General features: G+C 68.5%; 17 protein-coding genes. 10 read left to right on the forward strand and 7 right to left on the reverse strand.

The annotated features are described in order from the left end of the window. The first annotated feature begins 52 nt into the window (after window positions 1–52). The 6 genes from ACF3M1_RS04895 to ACF3M1_RS04920 all read left to right on the forward strand — a co-directional run bounded on the left by ACF3M1_RS04895 (window position 53) and on the right by ACF3M1_RS04920 (window position 5400). Window positions 53–1069, forward strand: a complete 1017-nt coding sequence (locus ACF3M1_RS04895) for a hypothetical protein (protein ID WP_394004438.1) — start codon at window positions 53–55, stop codon at window positions 1067–1069. A gap of 31 nt (window positions 1070–1100) precedes the next feature. After that, complete coding sequence (locus ACF3M1_RS04900) at window positions 1101–1613, forward strand: ATP/GTP-binding protein (RefSeq protein WP_394005184.1); 513 nt, start codon at window positions 1101–1103, stop codon at window positions 1611–1613. Between the two features lie 159 nt (window positions 1614–1772). Continuing rightward, window positions 1773–3461 carry a carbon starvation protein A gene (locus ACF3M1_RS04905; RefSeq protein WP_394004440.1) on the forward strand — a complete coding sequence of 563 codons (1689 nt, stop codon included), beginning with the start codon at window positions 1773–1775 and terminating at the stop codon, window positions 3459–3461. Between the two features lie 4 nt (window positions 3462–3465). Further along, complete coding sequence (locus ACF3M1_RS04910) at window positions 3466–3738, forward strand: cory-CC-star protein (protein ID WP_394004442.1); 273 nt, start codon at window positions 3466–3468, stop codon at window positions 3736–3738. After that, complete coding sequence (locus tag ACF3M1_RS04915; protein ID WP_394004444.1) at window positions 3729–4736, forward strand: ArsA family ATPase; 1008 nt, start codon at window positions 3729–3731, stop codon at window positions 4734–4736. Before ACF3M1_RS04910 ends, ACF3M1_RS04915 begins: the two co-directional genes overlap by 10 nt. A 28-nt stretch (window positions 4737–4764) precedes the next feature. Continuing rightward, window positions 4765–5400, forward strand: a complete 636-nt coding sequence (locus tag ACF3M1_RS04920; protein ID WP_394004446.1) for an exopolysaccharide biosynthesis protein — start codon at window positions 4765–4767, stop codon at window positions 5398–5400. A 390-nt stretch (window positions 5401–5790) separates the two neighbouring features. Here ACF3M1_RS04920 and ACF3M1_RS04925 read toward each other — a convergent pair whose 3' ends face one another. From ACF3M1_RS04925 to miaB, 7 genes are all read right to left on the reverse strand, one after another. Continuing rightward, window positions 5791–6813, reverse strand: coding sequence for a magnesium and cobalt transport protein CorA (locus ACF3M1_RS04925; protein ID WP_394004447.1), 1023 nt, complete (start codon window positions 6811–6813; stop codon window positions 5791–5793). A gap of 486 nt (window positions 6814–7299) precedes the next feature. After that, a complete protein-coding gene (locus ACF3M1_RS04930) occupies window positions 7300–9339 on the reverse strand; it encodes a glycoside hydrolase family 97 protein (RefSeq protein ID WP_394004448.1) in 2040 nt (679 codons plus the stop codon). Between the two features lie 163 nt (window positions 9340–9502). Then, window positions 9503–10726 (reverse strand): DUF4105 domain-containing protein, encoded by a 1224-nt coding sequence (locus ACF3M1_RS04935; RefSeq protein ID WP_394004450.1) that lies wholly within the window; start codon window positions 10724–10726, stop codon window positions 9503–9505. Continuing rightward, window positions 10713–11582, reverse strand: coding sequence for an HlyC/CorC family transporter (locus ACF3M1_RS04940; RefSeq protein WP_394004451.1), 870 nt, complete (start codon window positions 11580–11582; stop codon window positions 10713–10715). Before ACF3M1_RS04940 ends, ACF3M1_RS04935 begins: the two co-directional genes overlap by 14 nt. 72 nt (window positions 11583–11654) lie before the next feature. Then, entirely contained in the window at window positions 11655–12143 is a 489-nt protein-coding gene (gene ybeY, locus ACF3M1_RS04945) for an rRNA maturation RNase YbeY (RefSeq protein WP_394004453.1), read from the reverse strand. 10 nt (window positions 12144–12153) lie between these two features. Beyond that, complete coding sequence (locus ACF3M1_RS04950; RefSeq protein ID WP_394004455.1) at window positions 12154–13137, reverse strand: PhoH family protein; 984 nt, start codon at window positions 13135–13137, stop codon at window positions 12154–12156. 170 nt (window positions 13138–13307) lie between these two features. Continuing rightward, window positions 13308–14702 carry a tRNA (N6-isopentenyl adenosine(37)-C2)-methylthiotransferase MiaB gene (miaB, locus tag ACF3M1_RS04955; protein ID WP_394004457.1) on the reverse strand — a complete coding sequence of 465 codons (1395 nt, stop codon included), beginning with the start codon at window positions 14700–14702 and terminating at the stop codon, window positions 13308–13310. Between the two features lie 142 nt (window positions 14703–14844). On the opposite strand from miaB, the gene ACF3M1_RS04960 reads away from it, so the two are divergent. From ACF3M1_RS04960 to ACF3M1_RS04975, 4 genes are all read left to right on the forward strand, one after another. Then, window positions 14845–15807, forward strand: a complete 963-nt coding sequence (locus tag ACF3M1_RS04960; RefSeq protein WP_394004459.1) for a lytic transglycosylase domain-containing protein — start codon at window positions 14845–14847, stop codon at window positions 15805–15807. 144 nt (window positions 15808–15951) lie between these two features. Further along, window positions 15952–16590 (forward strand): ubiquinol-cytochrome c reductase iron-sulfur subunit, encoded by a 639-nt coding sequence (petA, locus tag ACF3M1_RS04965; RefSeq protein WP_394004461.1) that lies wholly within the window; start codon window positions 15952–15954, stop codon window positions 16588–16590. Continuing rightward, window positions 16590–17849 carry a cytochrome bc complex cytochrome b subunit gene (locus ACF3M1_RS04970; protein ID WP_394004463.1) on the forward strand — a complete coding sequence of 420 codons (1260 nt, stop codon included), beginning with the start codon at window positions 16590–16592 and terminating at the stop codon, window positions 17847–17849. Before petA ends, ACF3M1_RS04970 begins: the two co-directional genes overlap by 1 nt. Beyond that, a complete protein-coding gene (locus ACF3M1_RS04975) occupies window positions 17842–18585 on the forward strand; it encodes a cytochrome c1 (RefSeq protein WP_394004465.1) in 744 nt (247 codons plus the stop codon). The genes ACF3M1_RS04970 and ACF3M1_RS04975 overlap by 8 nt, the downstream gene beginning before the upstream one ends. Window positions 18586–18604 lie beyond the last annotated feature (19 nt).

The following is an 18604-nucleotide window of genomic DNA, read 5'->3' on the forward strand; positions in this document are numbered from 1 at the left end:
CACCGCCGGCCCCGGCCGGCGGCAGGTCCGTGTCCGCACACGCGCAGCGCTCATGACCTCCCCCCGATATCAACACGCGAGCATCGCGGCGGCCGGCCTCGACCTGCTGCACATGACGCGGCTCAAGGTCGCGTGCTCCCTGCTCATGGCCGAACGGGTCCACGCCGAGCTGCACGACTGGCCGGGCGCCGACATCCGGCTTCTGGTGGCGGGCGTCGATACCGCCCCGGGCGCGGCTGCGGCGGCGGAGGGGCGCGACACCGGCGTGGCCGTGCTGTCCATCGCCCGCAACGGGCATGGGAACGTGGACGTGCTCCACCATGGCGCGACGGTCAAGGACATGTTCGACCGGCTGCTTCGCCTGCTCGCCGACGACGCGCCGGTCGTCGCGACGACGGCCGCACCGCTGCCGCAACGCCCATCGCCACCCGACGCGTCGGAGCGGTCGCAGCCGGTGTCGCGGGCGCGGCGCCTGCTCGACCAGGTGGCCACCGCGTCCGGCATCGTGACCCTGCTCGAATGCGGCGATCTGCGCCTCGCCGTCGACCGGGACCGCGGTGTGCTGCATCTTCCGGACGACGGCGCGGACGTGGCGCTGGTCCAGGCCTGCGAGCGCACGGACTGGCGGGTCGAGCACGTCGCGCGCGCCGCGTTCGATCCGATGCGCGCCGGCCTGCCGGCCGTGGCCCCGCTGGAAACCTTCGTCTGGCAGGCGGCCTCGCAGAGCGCGCATCCGATCGGCGAGCGCCCGGTCGCTGACGCGCTGGGTCTCAAGGGCTGGCCCGCGGTCGATGCCGACCTCCTGCCCGCCGGGTGGATCCTGCCGCTGGCCTGTCTGCTGCAGCGGCCCTGGTCGTGCCTGGCGCTGGCCGAGACCTGCGGCCTGGCGGAGACGGAAATGGCGCGCATCTTCGCCGCCGTGCACCACAGTGGGCTCGCGCACGTCGGAGAATCACGGACGTCACGCGTGACACCGGCGCCGGCGCCCGACCGCAGCCCGGCGTCCGCTGGGCTGCTGGCGCGCGTGGCGCGTCGTTTTGGACTGCATTTCGGAGGATCCCGTGGATAACGTCACCACCAAGCTCGTGTTCGTCGGCGACATGGGCGCAGGCAAGACGACGGCGATCCGCTCGATCTCCGACAGCGAACCGGTCAGCACCGAGATGCCGATCAGCGAGGACGTGGAAGGGGAGAAGACCCATACCACGGTGGCCCTGGACTACAGCTCGATCGAGCTGGAAACCGGCGAACTGCTGCATGTCTACGGTGTGCCGGGGCAGGCCTATCTGGATTTCATGTGGCCGATGGTCGCCGACGGCGCGATGGGCATCGTCGTGCTGGTCAATGCCGAGCGTGCCGACCGCCTGGCCAGCACCGAACACCTGCTGCGGCGGTTCGGTGAGCTCGCGCCGCAGGCCTGTTTCGCGGTCGGCGTGACCCGCACCGACCTCACCGACGCGTTCACGCTGCCCGAATTCCGCGATGCGCTGCTTGCGCGCGGGTACCGGATTCCGGTGTTGCGCGTGGACGCCCGGCAGCCGCTGCAGGTGGATTTCCTGATCAAGGCGCTGCTGTCCTACCAGTACGGCCGCTCGCTGACGCCGCCGGGCTGAGACCGGCGCGGCGCGAACCGCGTCGATGTCGCATCGGGCTCAGACTTTAGTCGTAGCGCGCGCGGATATCGTCGATTCAGGGGTTCCCTCGTCACGCCCCAGCGGCGATCCTTCCCGGGCTGCGGTGGTCTGCCGCGAACGATTAGGGGAGTACTGGAGATGAACGCGATCATTCTGCTGGTCGTCGGTTTGACGGTCCTGGCGCTCGGCTACTTCTTCTACTCGAAGTTCATCGCCGAGAAGATCTACCGGCTCGACCCCGATTTCCAGACACCCGCGCACACCCTGCGCGACGGCGTCGACTACGTGCCGACCAACAAGTTCGTGCTCTGGGGCCATCACTTCACCTCGGTGGCCGGTGCGGCGCCGATCGTCGGCCCGGCGATCGCGGTGATCTGGGGCTGGGGCCCGGCGTTTCTCTGGGTGGTATTCGGCACGGTGTTCTTCGCCGGCATGCACGACTTCGGCGCGCTGTGGGCCAGTGTCCGCAACAAGGGCAAGTCGATGGGCATGCTCAGCGGCAGCTACATCGGCCGCCGCGGGCGCAACCTGTTCCTCGTCGTGATCTTCCTGCTGCTGCTGATGGTCAACGCCGCGTTCGCGGTCGTGATCTCGAACCTGCTGGTCTCCACGCCGACCTCGGTGATCCCGGTCTGGGGCGCGATCGTGGTCGCGCTGATCATCGGCCAGGCCATCTACCGCTTCAAGATGGGCCTGCTGTGGCCGTCGATCATCGGCGTCGCGGTGCTCTACACGCTGATCTGGCTCGGCAGCATGTACCCGATCGTGCTGCCCGAGACGGTGCTGGGCATGAACGCCAATTCCACCTGGATCGTGCTGCTGTTCCTCTACGCCGGCATCGCCTCGCTGCTGCCGGTGTGGGTGCTGCTGCAGCCGCGCGACTACATCAACGGCCTGCAGCTGTTCGTCGGCCTGGGCATCCTCTACGCCGCGGTGCTGATCGCCTCGCCGACGATCGTCGCGCCGGCCTTCAACTCCGCCGTGCCGGCCGGCACGCCGAGCATCGTGCCGCTGCTGTTCGTCACCATCGCCTGCGGCGCGATCTCCGGCTTCCACGGCATGGTCGCCTCCGGCACCACGTCCAAGCAGCTCGACAAGGAAACCGACGCACGCTTCGTCGGCTACTTCGGCGCGGTCGGTGAGGGCATGCTGTCGCTGGCGGCGATCATCTGCTGCACCGCGGGTTTCGCCACGCTGGTCGACTGGCAGGCCGTCTACAGCAGCTTCGGCGGCGGCAACGTCACCGCGTTCGTCAACGGCGGTGAAGCGCTGATCTCGGCCGGCCTCGGCCTGCCGCAGAACCTCGGCGCCACGCTGCTGGCGACGATGGCGATCCTGTTCGCCGCCACCACGATGGACACCGGCCTGCGCCTGCAGCGCTATGTCGTGCAGGAAGCGGCCGAATTGGCGGGCTTCAAGGTCGGCACGATCCTGGGCACCGTGATCGCGCTGTCGGTGTGTCTGGCGCTTGCGTTCGGCGCAGGCAGCGGCGGCGCGGGCGGCATGGTGATCTGGCCGCTGTTCGGCACCACCAACCAGCTGCTCGCGGCGCTGACGCTGTCGATCATCACCGTGATCCTGATCCGCTTGGGGCGCAATCCGTGGTTCACCGGCATCCCGATGGTGTTCCTGATGATCATGTCGGTGTACGCGCTGGTGGTGCAGCTGGGCACGTTCTACAACGACGGCAAGTGGCTGCTGCTGGCCATGGACATCATCATCCTGATCGCCGCGGTGTGGGTGGCGTTCGAAGCGGGCCTGGCCATGCGCAAGGGCCGTCACGGCGGCGCCGGTCCGGACGGTGTGCTGGAGTCGGATCGGACGTGAGCCGATGACCGGGACCCCGTCCCAGTCCGCCTGGGCCCGCCTGTCGGCGGGCCTGGGCGAGTTCTACGCCGCGCCTTATCGGCGAACCCTCGCACGTGCGCAGCGTGACGAAGACGACCTGTTCATGCTGATGGTGTTCTCCGAATCGCTCGGCGTGCCGAATCCTGTGGGCTACTACACGCTGGAACTGATGCCGGCGATGTACGACCGCTTCCACGCCTGGCACCGGCGCATGGGGCTGGAGCGTTCGCCGCTGGACCATATTTCATGCTGCTGAGCCATGCGGCCGCGCGCCGCGTCGTGTTCGTCGGCGGCAAGGGCGGGGTGGGCAAGACTTCGGTGGCCTCGGCGCTCGCGCTCGCCCAGGCGCGGGCCGGGCGACGTGTGCTGCTGGTCTCCACCGACCCGGCGCACAACCTCGGTCACCTGTGGCAATGCACCGTGGGGCCCGAGCCGCAACCGCTCGCTCCGGGACTCGACGCGGTGGAGCTGGATCCCGACGCCACCGTCGCCGCGCACCTGCGCCAGGTCGGCGACGCCTTGCGCCGGCTGATGCCGCCGCATCTGGCCGGCGAAGTCGACAAACATCTGTCGCTGTCGCAGGACGCGCCGGGCATGCACGAGGCCGCGTTGCTCGAACGCATCGCCGAGCTGGTCCACGACGGCCTGGACCGCTACGACCTGCTGGTATTCGACACCGCGCCGTCCGGGCATACCGCGCGGCTGATGGCGTTGCCGGAAATGCTGACCGCGTGGACCGAAGGTCTGCTGCAGCGGCAGGAACGCAGCGAGCGTTTCGGTGCCGCACTGCGCAGTCTCGGCCGTGACGACGGCATCGGTGCGCGCGCGCTGGGCGGCGATGCACCGGCCGCCACGCCGGCCGATCGCGACCAGGCGATCCGGGCGCTGCTGCACCGGCGCCGGCACCGCTTCGAGCATCTGCGCGCGACGCTGGCCGATTCCGAGCGCACGGCATTCTTCATCGTGCTGGCCGCCGAGCGCCTGCCGGTGCTGGAAACCATCGAACTGCACGCGCAGTTGGCCCGCGCCGGCATCGCGGTTGCCGGCCTGGTGGTCAACAAGCGCGCGCCGCGCGATGCGGGCGCCTTTCTGGCCGGGCGGCATGCGCAGGAAGCCGTACACCTGGACACGCTGCACGCGGCGCTGCCCGCGCTGCCACTGCAGCAGTTGCCGCTGCTCGCCAGCGACGTGGTCGGCATCGCCGCACTCGAAGCCTTCGGCGCACTGCTTGCGGCATCGCCCGAGACGCTATGATCGGCGCCCCGTCATCGCATCGGCCCTCATGGCGCCTGCATCTCCCGCGTCGCTGCGCGAACAGCTGCAGGCGCTGATCGCCCATCTGCCCGACGGCGACGTCGAGGTCGGTCCGCTGGTCGAGGCGCTCGGCACCCAGGGCCTGTTGCTGCTGGTGATTCTGCTGACCCTGGTGTTCCTGATTCCGGTGTCGATTCCCGGCGTCAGCACCGTGTTCGGCGCGGTGATCGTGCTGATCGGCGTGGCACGCATGCGCGGACGCCCGCTGTGGCTGCCGGGTGCGGTTCGCCGCCGACGGGTGCCTGCCGGACGCCTGCGCGGCGCGCTCGACGTCGGCCTGACGTGGGTGCGCAGGCTCGAGCGCATCACCCGGCCGGGGCGTCTGGCCGCGATGAGCGATGGGCGCGGCGTCGGCCTGTTCAACGATGCCGCGCTGATCCTCGGCGCGATACTGCTGATGGCGCCGTTCGGCTTCATCCCCTTCAGCAACACCGTGCCCGGCATAGCGCTGATGTGCCTGGCGATCGGCCTGCTGCAACGGGACGGCCTGACGGTGCTGCTCGGCCATCTGATGAACGTATTGACGATCGTCTACTTCGCGATTCTGATCGGCGGTGGCGGCCTCGCGCTGCGCGAGCTCGTATCCCGGGTCTGGCCGGGCTAGACCATCGAGATCGACCCCGCGCGTCCGGGGGACTCCTGGGCGGTCAGGACATCCCCGTAGGAGCGCGCTTGCGCGCGATGGGGATTCCCCGGCATGCCCAATCGCGCGCGAGCGCGCTCCTACACTTGGTGTGTGGGCTTGGAGCTCGATGCCGGGCCTCGCGCTGCACGAATGGTTGGCTCCATCCGACCTTGCAGACCGAAGTCCACTGTAGGCGCGCGCTTGCGCGCGATGGGGATTCCCCGGCATGCCCGATCGCGCGCAAGCGCGCGTCTACAAGGGTAAGCACAGGGCAGCGTGGTCGGCCGAGGCGGGCACGTGGTCACGGGATGTTTTCGATCGGGTCGCGTCACGCGCACGCACGCGCGCACCGACGCGCCGATGGACGCGCTACAGCCAGCGCGCCTTCTTGAACATGCGGTAGAGGACGATCATCACGATGCCGACGCCGCCGATCAGCAGCGGATACGCATAGCGGTCGTCGAGCTCGGGCATGTCGTGGAAGTTCATGCCGTACCAGCTGGTGATCAGTGTCGGCGCGGCCAGCAATGCGGCCCAGGCGCCGAGCTTCTTGACGGTCTCGCCCTGGGTCAGCGTCACCAGCGCCTGGTTCACGCCCAGCGCGGTGCCGAGGATGTCGCGGATCGCGTCGATGGTCTCGTTGATGCGCACCGAGTGGTCGAGCACGTCGCGGATGTAGAGCTTGGCGTCGCTCGGGATCAGCGGGCTGCTGCTGCGCACCAGCTGCGACAGCACGTCCTGCAGCGGCGTCACCGCGACGCGCATGTAGGTCAGTTCGCGCTTGAGCTGGTAGAGCCGGATCACGATGCCGCGGTGGAACTGCTCGCTGATGATGTCCTGCTCCAGCGCATTGAGCGTCGCCTTGAAGTCGTCGACGATCGGCAGGTAGTTGTCGACGATCGCGTCGAGTACCGCATACAGCGCGGCCGGTGCGCCCATCGCCAGCAGCTCCGCTTCGCGCTCGACCCGTTGGCGCGCGGGCGCGTAGGAGAGCGATGCGCCGTGGCGCACGGTCACCAGATAGCGCGCGCCCAGGAAGATATGGGTCTCGCCGTAGGCGATGCGCTCGTCGATCGCCTGCGCGGTGTTGGCGACGATGAACAGCGAATCGCCGTACGCCTCGATCTTCGGCCGCTGGTGCGCCTTGCCCGCATCCTCGATCGCGAGATCGTGCAGCGCGAACTCGCCCTGCAGCACCGCGAGCACATCCTGATCGGGTTCGAACAGTCCGATCCACACGAAGCTGCCGTCGTCGACCGCGAGCACGTCGCTGATGTCGTCGAGCCGGATGTCGCGTTTGCCATCAGGCCCGTAGACGGCGCAGTTGACCACGCAGGTCGGGTTGGCGGTGGCCGGCGCGCCGGCGGGTGCTGGGTCGGGCGATGTCTGCATCGCGCCATCGTCCGCCAGTGGACGCGCCCGGACAAGCGCCGACGCGTGTAGGAGCGCGCTCGCGCGCGATGAGGTGTCCCCGGTGAAGCCCGATCGCGCGCGAGCGCGCTCCTACAGGTCAGTCAATGCGCAACGCATCGCACCGCCTGGCCGCCGCGCGTGGCCGTCGCGATCGACAGCCTGTCGCCGACGTCGTTCGCTGGTGGACGCCCTCGGACAACCGCCGACCCGTGTAGGAGCGCGCTCGCGCGCGATGAGGCGTTCCCTGCGTAGCCCTATCGCGCGCGAGCGCGCTCCTATAGGTCAGTCAATGCGCAACGAATCGCACCGCCTGGCTGCCGCGCGGTGCCATCACGATCGACAGCCTGTCGCGGGCACCGTCCGTCAGTGGACGCGCCCGGGCAAGGACCGACGCGTGTAGGAGGGCGCTCACGCGATGAGGCGTCCCCGGTGAAGCCCTATCGCGCGCGAGCGCGCGCCTGCAGGTCAATGCGCGACGAATCGCACCGCCTGTCCGCCGCCCGAGGCCATCGCGATCGACAGCGTGTCGCTGGACCCGACCTCACGCGATTCGATCGCGATCGCATGCGGTTCCGTGCGCCAGCCCGCGCCGTCGCCGTCGCGGTAGATCTGCGCGGTGTAGCGGCGGCCGGGTTCGAGGAAGTCCAGCGGCAGGGCGACGGTGCGCGCAGTGTCGTCGGTCACCGCGCCCAGATACCAGTCGTCGCCACCGCGCTCGCGGCGCGCGATCACCGCGTATTCGCCGATCGCGCCATCGAGCGCGCGCGTCTCGTCCCAGTCCACCGGTACATCGCGGACGAACTGGAACGCGTCGGGTCGCGATTCGTAGTGTTCGAGCAGGTCGGCGGCCATCTGCAGCGGGCTGTAGATCACCACGTACAGCGCCAGCTGCTTGGCCAGCGTCGTCGCCATCGGCGTGCCGGACTCGGTGTCCATGCCGAAGATGCCCGGCGTGAAGTCCATGGGCCCGGCGAGCAGGCGCGTGTAGACCAGTGTCGCTTCGTGTTCCGGTGGATTGCCCGGCTGGCCCCAGGCGTTGTACTCCATGCCGCGCGCGCCTTCGCGCGTGACCAGGTTCGGATACGTGCGGCGCAGGCCGGTGTCCTTGACCGGTTCGTGCGGATTGACACTGATGCGGTGTTGCGCCGCGGCGTCGACCACCCTCTGGTGGTGGCGCACCATCGACTGGCCTTCGTGCCAGGCGTAGTGCAGCGCGCCGTCATCGCCCAGCACCTTGGCCTGGCCGGCGTCGGCGACGTAACCGGTCTTGACCGCCTGCACCCCGAGGCGGCCGTAGAGCGCCATCGCGTCGTCGAGCTGCGCTTCGTAATGCGCGGCGTGGCCCGAGGTCTCGTGATGGCCGATCAGGCTCACGCCCTTTTCGCGCGCGTGGCGGGTGACCGCTCCGATGTCGAAATCGGGGTAGGGCTGCGTGAAGCTGAAGGTCTCGCCGTTGCCGAACCAGTCGCCATCCCAGCCGACGTTCCAGCCTTCGACCAGCACGCCGCCGAAGCCGTTCGCCGCGGCGAAGTCGATGTGCCGGATCGCATGCGCGGTGGTCGCACCGTGCTTCGGCCCCGACGCCCAGGTCTTGCGGTCCAGGTGCATTTCCCACCAGATGCCGACGTACTTCATCGGCCGCACCCAAGAGACATCACCAAGCGCGTTGGGCGCGTTGAGGTTGAGGATCAGGCCGGATTCCACCAGTCCGCCGGCGCGATCACTGATCTGGATCGTGCGCCAGGGTGTTGCGAACGGCGTGGCCACTTCGACCTTCGCCGCGCCGATGCCCGGCATCAGTGCGGCCTTGAAGCGGCGGCCTTCCGCGCGCGTGAGATTCATGCCCGAATAGTCGACCAGCGCCGCCTCGTGGATCGACAGGTGCAGGCCGTCACCGGTGCGCAACGTGATCGGCGTCTGCGCCAGCCCGACTTCTTCGACCGGCGTGCGGTGATAGATGTACTCCTCGCGGTTCCACTCGAATGCGGGGATCCACCACGCGGTGGCCGGGTCGGCGATGTCGAACTCCGTCAGTTCCTCGGCGATCGACAGGTGATCGAGCCCGGCCTGCTTCGGAATGTCGTAACGGAAGCCGATGCCGTCGTCGAAGACACGGAACACCACGTCGAAGCGACGCTCCGCTCCGGCGGTTTCGGCCAGCGTGACGCGCAGTTCGTTGTGGTGGTCGCGCATCTGCCGGCGCTCGCCCCAGGGCTGCTCCCACCGTTCGTCGTGCGCTCGCGTGGTCTGGTCGACGATCGCCAGATTGCGCTCGAACTTGCGCGTATCGGTGAACATCAGGCCCAGGCGCGACGGCGCGATGACGGGGCGGCCGTCGCGGCTGACGGCGTAACGCGCGCGCCCCTCGTTGTCGGTCGTGACCTCGACGCTGATGCGCGCATCCGGCGACGCGACGCGCGCGCTCGCACGTGGTTCTGCGGCGGAAACCGCGAGGGTGGCGAGTGGCAGCAGCGCAGCCAGCAATCCGGCGAGACGGTTCGACATCGGGCGGCACCCTCCCAGGCGCGGTCAGTCGTGGGGTCGTCCGGAGTCTGGCACGCGGATTCCGCGTGGCTCGGGTGCATACGTATGCAGGGAGGCATGTCTGCAGGCGCGCGTGTGTGCGGATGTGGCGCTCGCGGGAAGACCGTCGCGCGCAGGCGCGTGCCTAGTGGGAGCCCCGCTTGCGCAACGCGAACCACAGCGCCACATGCACCGGCATCAGCAGCGACAGCCATGCGGCATTGCGCTGCGGCAGCACCGGCAACCAGTGCAGGAACACCGCGACCACGCCGCACAGCACCAGGGCCCCGAGTGCCCAGCCGAACACGCGACCCGGCGCGCGTCCGCGTGCGAGCCGCCAGCCGCCCGGCAACAGCAGCAGGCACAGCGGATTGAACAGCAGCAGGTTCTGATTGCGCCAGGCGAACCCGTGCGCGGTGCCCAGCCACAGGAACAGCATGACCCCGCCGAGCAGCGCGGCCAGCGTCCAGAACGGCAACGCGGCAGCCGCCAGCGCGCGCGGCGCGGCGCGGCCGGCGACGAGGGTGCCCGCGCCCAGCACCAGCCCGGCCAGCAGCCATGGCCACAGCAGACGCGGCCGCTCGACCGGTTCCGGCGCCTGGGTGTGCGGCACGATGACCTGCTCGCTGGAGACCAGCGGGCGGCCGTCGACGTTGCGCGCCTCGCGCAGCGCATCGGCCAGCCGCATCGGCACGAAGGCGTCGTCCCACAGCGCATTGGGCCGGTCCGCGGCGGGCCCCAGGCCGATGTCGAAGCCGAGCCACATCCACGGCGCTAGCGAGGCCAGGCGCACCGCGTCGCCGCGGTAGCTGTTGCCGCGCGACCGGCCCTGGAGCTGGCTGCGCAGCGCGCCGCCGAGCGCGGTGTCGATGGCGTCGCGCACGCGCGTGGAGCAGTTGTCGGTGAAGTAGTCGTAGCGGTAGTGCGCGTTCTCGGGCTTCGCGTTCTCGGCCAGCGCCGCGGCGAGCGCACGCGCCTGGGCCGGGTCGAGATCCAGCCACTGGATCGACACTCCACGGCCGACGTCGCGGTAGTAGGCGAGGTCGTCGGCGAACGGCAGCGCGGCGAGCATGTAGCGCATGTCGCCGCGGATGAAGCGGGACACGAAATCCGGCTCGCTCGGGTCGAAGAAACCGAAGTTGTACGACAGCGGCTCCGGTTCGGCCGGATCGTCGACGATGAGCGCGTTGTGGCCGAAGCGTTCGAAGAACACATCGCCGGGCTGCATCGTCGCCACGCCGATCTGCGGCGCGTCGCGGGTCGTCGGTGCCTGCGCGGCGGCGGACACCGGCCACAGGACCAGGCACAGCAGCAGTGCCAGCGCGCGCGCGATCACGCGCGCAGGGCCACGCGCATCAGGCTTCGGCATGCACGCTGACGTGCAGCGCATGCAGGCGCCGCGAGTCGGCATCGGTGACCCGGAACGCGAACCGGCCCAGCGTGAGCTCCTCGCCGACTTCGGGCAGGTGACCGATCGCGCCGATGATCACGCCACCGATGGTGTCGTATTCGTCGTCGTCGAAGTCCGCGCCGAAGCGTTCGTTGAAATCCTCGATCGGCGTCAGCGCGCTGACCGCGAACTGGCCGTCGGCCTGGGCTGCGATCAGTGCGTTCGGGTCCTCGGCATCGTCGTGCTCGTCGTCGATCTCGCCGACGATCTCTTCCAGCACGTCCTCGATGGTCAGCAGGCCGGCGACGCCGCCGTATTCGTCGATGACGATCGCCATGTGATTGCGCGACTGGCGGAACTCGCGCAGCAGCACGTTGAGTTTCTTCGAGCCGGGAATCAGCACCGCCGGGCGCAGCAGCTCATGGATCGAGCCGGGGCCGTTGTCGGCGACCACGCCGCGCAGCAGATCCTTGGCCAGCAGGATGCCGAGAATCTCGTCCTTGTCGTCGCCATGCACGGGGAAGCGCGAGTGGCCGGATTCGACCACCTGGCGCATCAGTTCGAGAAACGGCGCATCGGCCGGCAACGCGACCATCTGCGCGCGCGGAATCATGATGTCGCCGACGGTCTTGCTGGAAATTCCCAGTGCGCCTTCGAGCATGCGCAATGTGTCGGCGTCGATCAGGCCGTCGGCATGGGTATCGCGCAGCAGTTCGACGAGATCGTCGCGGTTGCTGGGTTCGCCGGAGATCGCCGAGCTCAGGCGTTCGAGCCAGCCGCGTCGGCGTTCATGGGGTTCGGAACCGGGGGAGGGTCGACTGTCGTCCTCGGACATGGTGCGGGTATTCGTTCTGCATACGTCCGGATGGACGCGGGGCCAGTCTAACAGGATGGGTCCGACGGGCCGTCAGCGCAGCTCGCCGGCATAGGGATCGTCGACGCCGAGTTCGGCCAGGATCTCGCGCTCCAGCTGCTCCATGGCCTCGGCTTCGGGCGTGTTCTCGTGGTCCCAACCCAGCAAGTGCAACACGCCGTGCACGGTGAGATGGGCGTAATGCGCATTCAGCCCCTTGCCCTGATCCGCGGCTTCACGCGCGACCACCGGGGCGCAGATCACCAAGTCACCGAGCAGCGGCAGGCGCACGCCGTCGGGGAGACCCTCCGGCAGCTCCGCCGGAAAACTGAGCACGTTGGTGGCGTAATCCTTGCCGCGGTAATGCCGGTTCAGTGCGCGGCCCTCGTCCTCGCCGACGATTCGGATCGCGAGGTCCGCATCGCGGATCCGGCCCGCCAGCGCGGCCGCCGCCCACCGGCGGAAGCTGGCGGCGGCGGGCACGCCTTTGCGGGCGGTCGCATAGCCCACGGCGATGTCGAGATGGATCGGGCCTTGGGTCATGCGTGTCGCCTCAGGTGGAAGGCGCGCTGCCGTCGCCGGCGTCGCGACGCTCGTAGGCGCTGACGATGCGCGCCACCAGCGGGTGGCGCACGACGTCACGCGCCTCGAAGAAAGTGAAACTCACGCCCTCGACGCCGTGCAGTACGTCGATCGCGTCCTTGAGGCCGGACTTCATGTGCTTGGGCAGATCGACCTGGGTCAGATCGCCGGTGACCACGGCCGTGCTGCCGAAGCCGAGTCGGGTCAGGAACATCTTCATCTGCTCGATCGTGGTGTTCTGCGCCTCGTCGAGGATCACGAACGCGTCGTTGAGCGTGCGCCCGCGCATGTAGGCCAGCGGCGCGATCTCGATGACGTTGCGTTCCAGCAGCTTGGCGACCTTTTCCACGCCGAGCATCTCGTACAGCGCATCGTAGAGCGGGCGCAGATACGGATCGACCTTCTGGCTGAGATCACCCGGCAGGAAGCCGAGCTTCTCGCCGGCCTCGACCGCCGGGCGCACCAGGATCAGGCGCTGCACCTTGGCCTCGTTGAGGGCCTCGACCGCCATCGCCACGGCCAGGAAGGTCTTGCCGGTACCGGCCGGGCCGATGCCGAAGTTGATGTCGTGCCCATTGATGCGGTGCAGGTACTTGGCCTGGTTCGCGCCACGGCCGCGGATCGTGCCCCGCTTGACCCGCACCGCGACCTCCTGCGGCAGGTAGTCGTCGGCGTCGTTCTCGACGTTGGCCTCGCTCAGGCGCAGCGCGATCGCCTCGCTGTCGAAGACTTCGGTCGCGGTCTCGGCGTACAGCGCCTTGAGCAGGCGCTCGGTGTCGTCCAGCACGCCCTTGTCGCGGCTGCTGATGCGGAAAATGTTGGCGCGGTTGGCGATTTCCACGCCCAGACGCAGCTCGATCTGGCGCAGGTGGCCGTCGAACGGGCCGGCGAGGTTGGCGAGGCGTTCGGTGTCGGACGGCTCGAGCAGGAAATTGCGTTCGTACAGGTCGGTCATGGCGCGGATTCTAGCGGCGGGGGCGCGCGCTGGATGTGCAGGGCGCGCGATGGCGTGTCACGTCGGCGGCGAGATCGGAGCCCGCCGGCGAGGCGAGGCCGGGCGCCGTGCACCGGCACGTGGACGGCATGCCGACGCAGCCGTCCCCATCCGGTCTCGCACCGCCGCGCTCAGGCGCCGTCGCGCAGCACGATGCGGCCGCGCAGCGAGTTGCTCAGCGCGGCGGTGATCTCGACATCGACGAACTGGCCGATCAGGCGCGCCGGCGCCGGGAAGTTCACCGAGCGCATGTTCTCGGTCTTGCCGGTGAGCTCGGTCGGATCCTTGCGCGACGGGCCTTCGACCAGCACCGTCTGCACGCTGCCGACCATGCGCTCGGAGATGCCGGCGGCATACGCATTGATGTGCGCCTGCAGGCGTGACAGGCGCGCGTGCTTCTCTTCCTGGGTCACCGAATCCTCGAGATCCGAGGCCGGCGTGCCCGGGCGGCGCGAATAGATGAAGGAGAACGACTGGTCGAAGCCGACGTCCTCGATCAGCTTCATCGTCTTCTCGAAATCCGCCTCGGTCTCGCCGGGGAAGCCGACGATGAAATCCGAACTGATCGAGATATCCGGACGCACCGCGCGCAGTTTGCGGATCTTCTGCTTGAACTCGAGCGCGGTGTAGCCGCGCTTCATCGCCGACAGGATGCGGTCGCTGCCGGCCTGCACCGGCAGGTGCAGGTAGTTCGCCAGCTGCGGCACGTCGCGGTAGGCCTCGACCAGCGAGTCGGAAAACTCCAGCGGGTGCGAGGTGGTGAATCGGATGCGGTCGACGCCGTCGATCTCGGCGATGGTGCGGATCAGCAGGCCGAGGTCAGCGATCTCGCCGTCACCCATCGGGCCACGATACGCATTGACGTTCTGCCCCAGCAGGTTGATCTCGCGCACGCCCTGGCCGGCCAGTTGCACCACCTCGACCAGCACGTCCTCGAACGGCCGGCTGACTTCCTCGCCGCGCGTGTAGGGCACCACGCAGAACGAGCAGTACTTCGAGCAGCCTTCCATGATCGACACGAACGCGCTGGGCCCGTCGGCGCGCGGCTCGGGCAGGCGGTCGAACTTCTCGATCTCGGGAAAGCTGATGTCGACCTGAGGCAGACCGGTCTCGCGCTTGGCGCGGATCAGCTCGGGCAGGCGATGCAGGGTCTGCGGGCCGAACACCAGATCCACGTAGGGCGCGCGCTTGACGATCGCCTCGCCCTCCTGGGACGCGACACAGCCGCCGACGCCGATCAGCACCGGCTTGCCATCCTTCTTGAGCGCCTTCCAGCGGCCGAGCTGGCTGAAGACCTTTTCCTGCGCCTTCTCGCGGATGGAGCAGGTGTTGACCAGCACGACGTCGGCTTCCTCGACGTTGTCGGTCAGCTCCAGGCCGTCGCTGGCGGCGAGCACGTCGGCCATCTTGGCCGAGTCGTACTCGTTCATCTGGCAGCCGTGGGTCTGGATGAAGAGCTTGCCGCGCGGGGCGGGGGCGGGCGGGGCGACGGGCGCAGTGCCGGCGTGGGAGGCGGTTTCGGTCATGGCGGTTCCGGGGCGCGGCGTTGAGTCCGGGCCGGATGGCGGGCGGGTCGCGAAGTGTACCGGGAAGCGCGGTGTGCGGCCCCTGGGCGCGTTCACAATCAACCACTTGGCAAGCGTGACGGAAGTGTGGACACTCCGCTTCGTGAAACGGGGATGGGGACTCATCGCGACACTCGGTCTGCTGGCGGCCTTTCCGGTTGCCGGCAGCACGCTGTATCGCTGCGATTCCGGCGACGGCGTGCCGCAGTACGTGAGCAAGCGGGTCGCCGGCGCGAGCTGTCGCGTGGTGAGTTCCGCGCCCGCCGCGCCGCGCCGCACGACATCCGCGCCGGCGCCGGTATCGAGCACGCCGCGTACCGCGCCCGCGCCCGCGAACGTCGACAGCGGCGCGCCCGCGACCTTCATGGGCGTCACGCCGACCTCCACGCCCGCATCCGCGACCACAGCCAGCGCGACGCCGACGCCGGCGCCGGCCCCCACACCGGCCTCCACCCCGCGCGCCACCAGCGGCCAGCCCCAGCGGCGCCTGCAACAGGGCCAGGTTTACTCCTACATCAAGGACGGCGTGCGCCACTACAGCAGCAGCCGGCCCAGCGGCAGCGCCCAGGTCGCGGCGGTGCGCACGATTCCCTACAGCTTCTTCGAGACCTGTTACGCCTGCGGCGCCGCGCCGGGGGTGAACTTCGGCACGGTGCGGCTCAACCACAATGCCTATCGGGACGAGATCGCGCGGGCGTCGCGTGATTTCGGGGTCGAGGAAGCGATCGTGCGCGCGATCATGCACGCCGAGTCGGCGTTCAACCCGAACGCCCTGTCGCGCGCCGGTGCCCAGGGGCTGATGCAGCTGATGCCGGCCACGGCGCGCCGGTTCGGCGTGGTCAACGCCTACGATCCGGAGCAGAACATCCGCGGCGGCGTGGAATACCTGGCCTGGCTGCTGAAGCGCTTCAATGGCGACCTGACGCTGGCCGCAGCCGGCTACAACGCCGGCGAGGGCGCGGTGCAGCGCCACGGCGGCGTGCCGCCGTACAGCGAGACCCAGCGTTACGTGGTCCGCGTGGGCACGCTGGCCGAGCGCTATCGCGGTCAGCTGGCGAGCCGTTGATCAAGTCCCCTGCCTGCGACCGATTGTCGCTGGATTCAGCCTTCCGTTACACTCGGGCGTCTTTTGCGGCCGGCCGAGGGATCAGGGGCGGGTCCGTGGCAGCCAGTCCACAACAGCTACCGAAAAAAGAGAGCGGAGTACCGGATGGGCGACGAAGCGGTGATCGGGCCTGGGGGTGGAGAGGACCCGGTCAATGAAGGGCGACGCCGTTTTCTGACGGCCAGCACCCTTGTGGTCGGGGCTGTGGGCGCGGGCATCACCGCGATCCCGTTCATCAAGTCCTGGAATCCCAGTGCGCGGGCCCGGCTCGCGGGCGCGCCGGTGACGGTGGACATCAGTGCGCTCGAGGAAGGCCAGCGCCTGATCGCCGAATGGCGCGGCCAGCCGATCTGGATCGTCAGGCGTTCCAAGGCGATCCTCGAGGCCCTGCCGACGCTCGACGGCCAGCTCAAGGACCCCGAGTCGACGAATGTCGACCAGCAGCCTGCCTACGTGCTCGAGGCCAATCCCGAGTTGCGGTCGATCAAGTCCGACATTTCGGTGCTGGTCGGCCTGTGCACGCATCTGGGCTGCTCGCCGGAAATGGTCGCCGAGATCCGGCCTGCGCCGTTCGACGCGAACTGGAAGGGCGGCTACTTCTGCCCCTGCCACAAGTCGAAGTTCGACATGGCCGGCCGCGTCTATGACGGCGTACCGGCACCGACGAACCTGCTCGTGCCGCCGCATCACTACGCCGACGACGACACGCTGATTATCGGCGTCGATCCGCAGGGAGCCGCCTGATGGCCAACGTCCTCGTCCGCGGCGCCAACGGCGTCTTCAACTGGGTCACTGAGCGCGCACCGGCCTTGATGCCGATGTACCGCAAGCACATGACCGAGTACTACGCGCCGAAGAACTTCAACATCTGGTACATCTTCGGCGTGCTGTCACTGGTGGTGCTGGTCAACCAGATCCTGACCGGCATCTTCCTGACGATGCACTACAAGCCGAGCGCGGCGGAGGCCTTCGCCTCGGTCGAGTACATCATGCGCGACGTGGAGTGGGGCTGGCTGATCCGCTACATGCACTCCACCGGTGCGTCGCTGTTCTTCATCGTCGTCTACATCCACATGTTCCGCGGGCTGATGTACGGCAGCTACAAGAAGCCGCGCGAGCTGGTGTGGATTCTCGGCATGCTGATCTATCTGGTGCTGATGGCCGAAGCCTTCCTCGGCTACGTGCTGCCGTGGGGTCAGATGTCGTTCTGGGGCGCGAAGGTCATCATCTCGCTGTTCGGCGCGATTCCGGTGATCGGCAACGGCCTGACCGAATGGATCATGGGCGACTACCTGCCGTCTGATGCCACGCTCAACCGTTTCTTCGCGCTGCACGTGATCGCGCTGCCGCTGGTGCTGTTGCTGCTCGTCGTGCTGCACCTGGGCGCGCTGCACGAGGTGGGCTCGAACAATCCCGACGGCGTCGACATCAAGAAGGGCCCGAAGGGCAACCGCTGGTCGAAGACCGCGCCCGCCGACGGCATTCCGTTCCATCCGTACTACACGGTCAAGGACGGCTTCTACGTCTGCTTCTTCCTGATCATCGCGGCCTTCATCATCTTCTTCGCGCCTGCGTTCGGCGGCTGGTTCCTCGAGCACGACAACTTCACCGCGGCCAACCACCTGGTCACGCCCGAGCACATCAAGCCGGTCTGGTACTACACCCCGTACTACGCGATGTTGCGCGTCGTGCCGCACAAGCTCAGCGGCGTGCTGGTGATGTTCGGTGCGATCGCGATCCTGTTCCTGGTGCCGTGGCTGGACCGCAGCAAGGTGCGCTCGCACCGCTACCGCGGCCCGATCACCAAGATCATGCTGGCGGTGCTGGTGGTGTGCTTCGTGTGGCTGGGCAAGATCGGCGCCGGCCCGGGCACGGACGAGACCGAGACCGTGATCGGCCGCGTGCTGACGTTCCTCTACTTCGCTTTCTTCATCACGATGCCGGTGTGGACCAAGCTCGACAGGACCAAAGCCGTGCCGGACCGGGTGACGCTGCATGACTAACCGACTCATCGCACGGATCGCGGCGTCCGCGGCCGGCCTGCTGCTGTCGTTCGGCGCGCTCGCCGCCGCCGGCGGCCCGGTCGAACAGGCCGGCACCGACATCGGTGACCGCGCCTCGCTGCAACGCGGCGCGCAGCTGTACATGAACTACTGCGCGGGCTGCCACTCGCTGAAGTTCATGCGCTACTCGCGCATGGCCGAGGACCTGGGGCTGACCGAGGACGAGGTGATGACCAACCTCAACCTCACCGGTGCGGCCTATGGCGAGCACATCCTCTCGTCGATGCCGGCCGAGCAGTCGGCGCAGTGGTTCGGGCAGACGCCGCCCGACCTGAGCCTGATCACGCGCGTGCGCGGCAGCGACTGGGTGTTCACCTACCTCAAGTCGTTCTACCTCGACGAGACACGGCCGCTGGGCTGGAACAACACCCTGTTCCCGAATGCCTCGATGCCCAACCCGCTGTGGGAGATGCAGGGCCTACAGCGCCCGGTGCACGGCGAGGTCGACGATATCGGCGAGCCCACCGTCGCCCATCTGGAGCTCGGCAGCCCGGGCAGCCAGAACGCGCAGCAGTTCGACCAGACCGTGCGCGACATCACCGCGTTCCTCGAGTACGTCGGCGAGCCCGCCGCCCTCAAGCGCCAGCAGCTCGGCGTCTGGGTGCTGCTGTTCCTCACGTTCCTCACGTTCATGGCCTGGCTGCTGAAAAAGGAATACTGGCGCGACGTCCACTGAGCAGGGGCGGGCCCCGGGA

It is taken from the genome of Luteimonas sp. WGS1318 (assembly GCF_043187535.1).
Classification (GTDB): Bacteria; Pseudomonadota; Gammaproteobacteria; order Xanthomonadales; family Xanthomonadaceae; genus Luteimonas.

What these genes read in the sequence shown, in the direction of transcription:
- ACF3M1_RS04895 (WP_394004438.1), top strand. Translation starts at nt 53, where the DNA reads ATGACCTCCCCCCGATATCAACACGCGAGCATCGCGGCGGCCGGCCTC.
- ACF3M1_RS04900 (WP_394005184.1), top strand. Translation starts at nt 1,101, where the DNA reads ATGGGCGCAGGCAAGACGACGGCGATCCGCTCGATCTCCGACAGCGAA.
- ACF3M1_RS04905 (WP_394004440.1), top strand. Translation starts at nt 1,773, where the DNA reads ATGAACGCGATCATTCTGCTGGTCGTCGGTTTGACGGTCCTGGCGCTC.
- ACF3M1_RS04910 (WP_394004442.1), top strand. Translation starts at nt 3,466, where the DNA reads ATGACCGGGACCCCGTCCCAGTCCGCCTGGGCCCGCCTGTCGGCGGGC.
- ACF3M1_RS04915 (WP_394004444.1), top strand. Translation starts at nt 3,729, where the DNA reads ATGCTGCTGAGCCATGCGGCCGCGCGCCGCGTCGTGTTCGTCGGCGGC.
- ACF3M1_RS04920 (WP_394004446.1), top strand. Translation starts at nt 4,765, where the DNA reads ATGGCGCCTGCATCTCCCGCGTCGCTGCGCGAACAGCTGCAGGCGCTG.
- ACF3M1_RS04925 (WP_394004447.1), bottom strand. Translation starts at nt 6,813, where the DNA reads ATGCAGACATCGCCCGACCCAGCACCCGCCGGCGCGCCGGCCACCGCC.
- ACF3M1_RS04930 (WP_394004448.1), bottom strand. Translation starts at nt 9,339, where the DNA reads ATGTCGAACCGTCTCGCCGGATTGCTGGCTGCGCTGCTGCCACTCGCC.
- ACF3M1_RS04935 (WP_394004450.1), bottom strand. Translation starts at nt 10,726, where the DNA reads ATGCCGAAGCCTGATGCGCGTGGCCCTGCGCGCGTGATCGCGCGCGCG.
- ACF3M1_RS04940 (WP_394004451.1), bottom strand. Translation starts at nt 11,582, where the DNA reads ATGTCCGAGGACGACAGTCGACCCTCCCCCGGTTCCGAACCCCATGAA.
- ybeY (WP_394004453.1), bottom strand. Translation starts at nt 12,143, where the DNA reads ATGACCCAAGGCCCGATCCATCTCGACATCGCCGTGGGCTATGCGACC.
- ACF3M1_RS04950 (WP_394004455.1), bottom strand. Translation starts at nt 13,137, where the DNA reads ATGACCGACCTGTACGAACGCAATTTCCTGCTCGAGCCGTCCGACACC.
- miaB (WP_394004457.1), bottom strand. Translation starts at nt 14,702, where the DNA reads ATGACCGAAACCGCCTCCCACGCCGGCACTGCGCCCGTCGCCCCGCCC.
- petA (WP_394004461.1), top strand. Translation starts at nt 15,952, where the DNA reads ATGGGCGACGAAGCGGTGATCGGGCCTGGGGGTGGAGAGGACCCGGTC.
- ACF3M1_RS04970 (WP_394004463.1), top strand. Translation starts at nt 16,590, where the DNA reads ATGGCCAACGTCCTCGTCCGCGGCGCCAACGGCGTCTTCAACTGGGTC.
- ACF3M1_RS04975 (WP_394004465.1), top strand. Translation starts at nt 17,842, where the DNA reads ATGACTAACCGACTCATCGCACGGATCGCGGCGTCCGCGGCCGGCCTG.